This is a genomic window from Aneurinibacillus danicus (assembly GCF_007991215.1).
Taxonomy (GTDB): Bacteria; Bacillota; Bacilli; order Aneurinibacillales; family Aneurinibacillaceae; genus Aneurinibacillus; species Aneurinibacillus danicus.
Window position 1 is genome coordinate 1 of the sequence record NZ_BJXX01000144.1, and the last position, 6,237, is coordinate 6,237.

A 6,237-nucleotide genomic window follows, 5' to 3' on the forward strand; every position below is an offset into this window, starting at 1 on the left:
TAATATTGAAAACGTTGCTTAAGAATGTCTGTTTGAGACGGATAAAACAGAGGGAGCGGCAGGAGCGGAATGTTTTAATCCGCTCCGTTTTATTTGTGCTAGTATATTACATCCGATTATTCTCCTGCTTTAGAGATGCTGCCGCAGGTTGCACCCGTGGCGGTAAGCAGGTCCTTTGGATTCAGGAGAATCACGCCGCCCCGGATGCCTGCGCTTATAGAGATTGTATCGTGCTGCAGAGCCGCTTCTTCTAAAAAGATGGGGAATTTCTTTTTCAGACCGAGGGGAGAGACGCCCCCCCGGATGTAGCCTGTGAGCGGCTGCACATCTTTCAGCGGTACGACCTCGGCTTTTTTGTTTCCGCTAAGCGATGCGAGCGCCTTAAGATTCAATTCTTTATCGCCCGGGATGCAGGCAAGGATTACACCCGTTTTATCACCGCGGGCCACAATGGTTTTATAGACCTGATTGAGCGGGAAACCGATTTTTTCCGCAACTGTACCGGCGGACAGATCGGATTCGTCCACCGTGTATTCGCGCAGCTCATATGGAATCTTCATTTGATCGAGCTGGCGCGCCGCGTTTGTTTTTTGCGCCATTGTTTCTTCTTCCTCTCTGTTTATTTCCGCATCTGCGCAAGTTTTCGGTTGAGTTCCCGAGCCTCGAATAAGGCTGCAGCATCGGAAAGAACATCACCCGGCTTGCTCCCTTCGCCGATGATATAGCCCGCAAACGACATGCCGACAAAGTCGAATATGTAGGCGAACTGCTGGATGAGCGGCAGGCCTTTGAGCCTCGGGTTATCGCCGCCGGCTATGATAACGTATGCCTGCTTCCGGCTTACCTCTTCTTTGAAATTGTAATCGGATGAACGCAGGCTTTGCGACCAGCGATCGATAAAATCTTTCATAACGCCGCTCATACCGTACCAGTAGAGCGGAGTAGAAAAGATAAGGATGTCGTGCGTAAGCAACTGCCGGACGATGTCCTCGTAATCGTCGGCTACAGGTTTGAATCCTTCCGGGGTATGGCGTTTGTCCACAATAGCCTGAATCTGCCTGTCACGCAGATACACACGTGTATGGTTGATATTCTCCACGACTTTATTGGTAAGCAGTTCCGAATTGCCTCTCTCGCGGGAGCTGCCGTACAGTACGAGTATGCTCATATTTTCCTCCTGATTAGGTAGAATATGATTTATCTCCATTGTAGCAAACTTCTCCCCGTAATGAAAAAGGTGGAATTTCCAGTTCATTTCCATAAAAACAGACGATGAGAAGATGATAAAGAAAAGAGAAAAAGCCATTCTGTTATATTCAAAACATGGAATATAGGCTATAACAGAAGTGGGTGCAGGAAGGAAAAATCTGCTGCTTTTCTTTGTTTGTTTATAAATATTTTTTTGCGTAAGGATATGATCGGTTAAGCTTAACAGGGAGAGATATAGAAAAGGATTTATGCATTTTTTATGCAATGCCCTGGTTAGTTGTAGTTGCAATCAATGGTAAAATAGAACATGGAATATACGGCTCGTCTGGCTCGCCAGCCACAAGCCATGCCATGAAGATGCGGGACAGTTGCATTTTTATGGTATGAAAGAAAAGAGAGAAGGAAACGAGGATGAGAGCTCAATGCGGAAAAAAGCGAACGTCTTTTCTTCCTCTGTTCTTCTTTCCTTTTTCTTTTCTCCTTATTTTCACAGAATAAAGGCATAGACTATGCGAAAAGGAAGATTGGCAGTGTACAGAAAAGAGGACTTTCATATTTCTGAAGATGCGCCGTTCGGTGTCCAGGACGGCCTTATTCTGGAGCATTACGGGGTCAATGAGCTGCACTTTGATTCTGTGAAAAGCTACCGGAACCGCTTCATGTCGGTAAAGCCCAATCATCCCTGGAATGGGCTTGAAACAAAAGAATTTCTGTATAAAATCGGCGCCTGGGGCAAACTGCGCGACACCGGCAAGGAAGGGCTAACGCTTGCGGGGTTACTGATGTTCAGCGAAGAAAGAGTGATTACTGAGGTTCTGCCCCATTACTTTCTCGAATACAGGGATGATTCCCACGCGTCCTACGATGAGCGGTGGTCAGATCGGCTGACCTCGCAGGATGGCACGTGGTCGGGCAATTTGCATGATTTCTATTTTATGATTATGCCCCGTCTGACGGCGGGTCTGCAGATTCCGTTTCGGTTAAGGGGAACGGTGCGGCAGGATGAGACCGCCATTCATACCGCGCTGCGTGAGGCGCTTGTTAATGCGATTGTGCATGCTGATTACCGGGGAGAGAGAGGCATTGTCGTAGAACGGGAAAAGACAGGCTTTACGTTTTCCAATCCAGGGTTGCCGCGCGTACCCATACCCCAGGCATTTACGGGCGGTGTCAGCGATTTGCGCAATCCGAACCTATGCAGAATGTTTCTTTTAATCGGTCTCGGCGAACGGGCTGGCTCAGGTCTTTTCAATATTCGACAAACCTGGCAGGACAGAGAGTGGGAAATTCCACAATTTTTGCAGCAGGAAGCACCTGCTCGAACCACTTTTATTTTACGAATGATTCCGGTCGAAGAGCAGGAAAAAGAGAGTGAATTCCGAACAATAGACGACTCCTACAATAAAAAACAGGAGTCCGTAAATAACGCAATTTACTCCGATAATAATGATTGGGAGTCCTTGAATAAGGAGTTTTTCTCCGTAAATAATCCGGAAAACTCCTATAATAAAAATGAAAATGACAGCGAAAACTCCTATAATAATGAAATAAACTCCTGGAATAACGATCGAAACTCCTATAATAAAGAGATAAGGTCCATAAATAAGGAAGAAGATACAGTAGATGTTGCTTCCGTTAAAGAATATGATGAAGAAGAGGAGAATGTGCCAGTAGACGAGTTAGAAAGTGAAGAACCGGAGAACCCTGAAACGATCGATGAAGAGCTCTGGGGAATTGCTGAACTTGCGCGGAAACGAAAACGACTCAGCCCAAAGGTAATGGAAGACATGATTGTTCAGTTATGCGCACGAAAACCTCTTCGGTTAAAAGAACTGGCAGATATGCTGGAGCGAACCCCTGATGGTTTACGGAACAATTATTTAGCCAAGCTGCTGCGTGAAAATCGGCTCCGGCTTAAATACCCTGATCAGGTGAATCATCCGAGACAGGCATATATAACAGTAAAATAAAAAACGAGGCCCTGAACGTCTGAGTACGGTCAATAAGCCTCGTTTTTTTTTCTGTGAAAATCGTGAGGAAAGAAGGAGAGAAAGAGGAAAGGAGAGCCAGGGTAGAAAAAGCGGATGAGCAAATCGTGCTGAACCGTGATCCGATGTCTTCCGAGGCTGTGGGTAGAGAGCCTGTCAAAGCGCTGACGGGCAAGTAAAATAGCATAAACTTTCCCAGGAAATAGATCAGGCGCAGCAATGCGTCTGTTTTTTAATAAAAGACTGTGTTAAATTTTGTTGGTAAAAATGAAGCAGCGTCGGGAGATTCCGGCCCATCATATCCTCAAGTCTTGAACGGTTTCTCGAACAAAAACAGGAAAATACTATGTTTCTATTTTCACTGAATACGAACATCAACCTAAACAAAAAGAAGTACAAGTTGTTGTTGGCTTTATCCAACGAAACAGTAAGTAGCACGCGAAGGATATTATCGCTTTGCGTATATGGTTAAGTCAGGTAGTGGCAAGCATTTCTCTAGCGCCCCATCAGACAATCTTATTCTTCTTTTACTCATGTAGAATGGCTTCATGGCGTTTATTCCTGTTGGGCTAGCGTAAAATGATTCGCCCATCCTTTGGTGGTTCGTTATAAAGTTACCCAATTCGTTTTTTCTGTAAAAATCATGAGAAAAGAAGGAAGAGGAAATAAGATCCGGGTAAGAAAAAGGCGTTCGCCTTTTTCCCCATTGAAATCATTCTCTCATTCTTTTCTCTCTTTTCCTTCGTACCACAAAAGTTAGTTGTTCTTCCCATGATTTTCATGCCGGGGTTGCGGCTGAAACGCCATGGTGTTTTTTGTGAAAATGGGTAGGAGGGAAAGATCTGAAGTTTGTTCCCTTCATTATTCGTTAAGTCACGTACGAAGATTGCCATGAAAAGAGAGCTGGTAGCCGATTTCTTTTGTGGAGTAGGCGCTCCCATGGAAGCAACTGCAAACTTACAACGGAATTTTTTCGGATTTGGAATTGATCCGGTATATGACAAAAAATAGTGGAGCGTCATAAATATATACATAGATAAGCAAACAACATGGCCAATTATTATAAACTATGACACTAGAAAACAATCGCTTTAAAGGGTTTATACAAAAAAGCCACTCAAAAGAGTGGCCGAATAAGTATTTGAACATCAAGGCATACATGACCTGTCTACCTTCAAGTGCAACTTTATGTTATTGGTATAGTTTATTTAAACGTTTTATCTCCTGATCAAAGGTAGACGCTTTTCCTATGAATGAAAAATGTTGCTTTACGAATTTTTCCATCTTGCTATCCATTTCTGCATCGGAAAGTTCTTTATCACCTAAAAAGGCGCTGTGTATTATTTGGTAGGCTGAAGTGTTATAATTTGTGGCCTGTACAAAGAGACTTTGTACCTTCTTAAACTTGCCAGGCACATCTTGCGGACGATACTTTGCTGCTTGTTTAAGAGTCTCATTCCACCCATCTAACTTACTCATCACAATAGCCGCAAATTCCTCATCTTCATATTTGTCGGCCTGCTCAATGAAATTTATGAAGTCTTCTGTTTGTATACGCAGCTTATACAAAACATTGCTTTGATGCTTAATATAAGCACGTTCAGCAGGGGTATATGATTGCTTGACAGTTGATTTTTTAGCTGCTGCTTCAATAGGTTTAGGTGCCGTTACGATTGGTGCTGAGACTGCTAACGTTAATAAACAGGAAACCGCTACTTTTGTAATCTTATTCATATGAATCTCCTTACTATTTTTTTTACAAATTTTAATTTAATATCTATATAATGTAAATAAATTAACAAGAAAAAATGTTTCGATATTTTTAACATTCATGTAATATTTTTGGAATAATGCTTACTATATAATTGCTCCAGAAGGACGTACGGAGGCTGTGGCGCTATGGAAAACATCATGTTTCATGAGCTGTATGCGGCGCTTTTGGCGTATAGGTCCCGCTTAAACTTTCTATAGCTTAAGCGTGTCAGTGTCTATAAAGGAGCGATCTGTTTGAGGCTGGCTAATCAGTACTATACGGGGTACCGCCACATGCCCATTAAGCTAACAGGTGGAAAACATACGCTAAGAAAAAATCGGCTTTCATTGAGGAAATATAAACAGCCTACATACATAGTCTAACCGCTAAAATGAACCATGTTCTTGTCATCCCTCAATTACAAACGAATGTCGCCCTAGTACGCAAGCGTCTACGTACTAACCCCTTATGTTATGAACAAGTTACCACAGAATGGAGGAAAATGTGCGATCAAGGGGGATGAAGCTAACATCTAGCTCTCTAAATGATATTTGTTTGTCATAAAACAAGGCTGATACATAACAATCCCAAAGCACCGACAAGAATAAGCAAAAGTTTTTTCTTCACGCCGGGTGTGTAGGGAATTCACTTAGGAATTAAGTCTGCCCATGGCTTCCTGTAATCGTTGGTATTTGCTTTTTTGGTTTACAGAGAAAGAATATCCCATAGAGGAAAGAGTCTCTATAACATGACGGCAGGCTGCCTCGTTCTCCATGCCTTCGATTTCAAGCTCGTACTGTTCCTTGTTTTCCGGAAGTAATGTACGATCCAACTCGCATGTATAGCCTTCAATAAGTTGGAGTTTGCGTCGTTCGTTGCGCAATGTGCCACGTATAACCAAATCCGATGGATTCACCAGGCGGCGGATGGCAGCCTGCCCTTCTTCCGGGAGCAATTTCACTAGTATTTCAGGGTCTTGTCGCCCTGCCTTAAAAACATCCGGCGGGATTTCTTGTTCTAACTCAATGGAAGAGACAGCAGCCGATTCGCTTTTTTGTTTAATCTTTGCACATACAATCCATCTGCTGTTTTCTTCCCTTACACGGAGCATCACACCGTTTTTCCCCATATGAAAGTCAGGCATATCAAAATAATAATTGGTTTGACGCAGTACAGGCGCTTCTGCTTCCGCATGCGCAAGCAGCTTATCGTACGTTTCTTTTGTGAGCAGCAATTTTAGTTCCTGTTCTTTCTTTGACATAGAAATCTCCTTTTTCTGTGAAAATC

7 protein-coding genes and 1 pseudogene are annotated in these 6,237 nt (G+C 43.2%); 3 read left to right on the forward strand and 5 right to left on the reverse strand.

Annotated elements, in window-relative coordinates; genetic code table 11:
- Positions 1-116: 116 nt before the first annotated feature.
- Positions 117-599: a Cys-tRNA(Pro) deacylase gene (gene ybaK / locus ADA01nite_RS15470; RefSeq protein WP_146811179.1), complete on the reverse strand. Its 483-nt coding sequence runs from the start codon at positions 597-599 to the stop codon at positions 117-119.
- Positions 600-619: 20 nt separating this feature from the next.
- Positions 620-1,168, reverse strand: a complete 549-nt coding sequence (locus ADA01nite_RS15475; RefSeq protein WP_146811180.1) for a flavodoxin family protein — start codon at positions 1,166-1,168, stop codon at positions 620-622.
- A 571-nt stretch (positions 1,169-1,739) separates the two neighbouring features.
- On the opposite strand from ADA01nite_RS15475, the gene ADA01nite_RS15480 reads away from it, so the two are divergent.
- From ADA01nite_RS15480 to ADA01nite_RS23095, 3 genes and pseudogenes are all read left to right on the forward strand, one after another.
- A complete protein-coding gene (locus ADA01nite_RS15480; protein ID WP_371863566.1) occupies positions 1,740-3,179 on the forward strand; it encodes a DUF8451 domain-containing protein in 1,440 nt (479 codons plus the stop codon).
- Between the two features lie 62 nt (positions 3,180-3,241).
- The gene (locus tag ADA01nite_RS22870; protein WP_281286025.1) at positions 3,242-3,376 is read left to right on the forward strand and encodes a hypothetical protein; all 135 of its coding nucleotides are present in this window, start codon (positions 3,242-3,244) and stop codon (positions 3,374-3,376) included.
- A gap of 79 nt (positions 3,377-3,455) precedes the next feature.
- Positions 3,456-3,608, forward strand: a pseudogene (locus ADA01nite_RS23095) (RNA-guided endonuclease TnpB family protein); the annotation flags it as partial.
- Between the two features lie 230 nt (positions 3,609-3,838).
- On the opposite strand, the gene ADA01nite_RS15490 reads toward ADA01nite_RS23095, so the two are convergent.
- The 3 genes from ADA01nite_RS15490 to ADA01nite_RS15500 form a co-directional block, all read right to left on the reverse strand.
- On the reverse strand, positions 3,839-4,138 hold the full coding sequence (locus tag ADA01nite_RS15490; protein WP_146811181.1) for a hypothetical protein: 300 nt from the start codon (positions 4,136-4,138) through the stop codon (positions 3,839-3,841).
- Between the two features lie 250 nt (positions 4,139-4,388).
- Positions 4,389-4,931, reverse strand: a complete 543-nt coding sequence (locus ADA01nite_RS15495) for a hypothetical protein (protein ID WP_146811182.1) — start codon at positions 4,929-4,931, stop codon at positions 4,389-4,391.
- 668 nt (positions 4,932-5,599) lie between these two features.
- Positions 5,600-6,237, reverse strand: a 638-nt coding sequence (locus ADA01nite_RS15500) for a CYTH domain-containing protein (RefSeq protein WP_218029574.1), incomplete at its 5' end; no start/stop codon positions are given.

Bases quoted from the DNA above. Each gene is read 5' to 3' on its own strand.
- ybaK (WP_146811179.1), bottom strand. From the start codon at position 599: ATGGCGCAAAAAACAAACGCGGCGCGCCAGCTCGATCAAATGAAGATT.
- ADA01nite_RS15490 (WP_146811181.1), bottom strand. From the start codon at position 4,138: ATGGGAGCGCCTACTCCACAAAAGAAATCGGCTACCAGCTCTCTTTTC.
- ADA01nite_RS15495 (WP_146811182.1), bottom strand. From the start codon at position 4,931: ATGAATAAGATTACAAAAGTAGCGGTTTCCTGTTTATTAACGTTAGCA.
- ADA01nite_RS15475 (WP_146811180.1), bottom strand. From the start codon at position 1,168: ATGAGCATACTCGTACTGTACGGCAGCTCCCGCGAGAGAGGCAATTCG.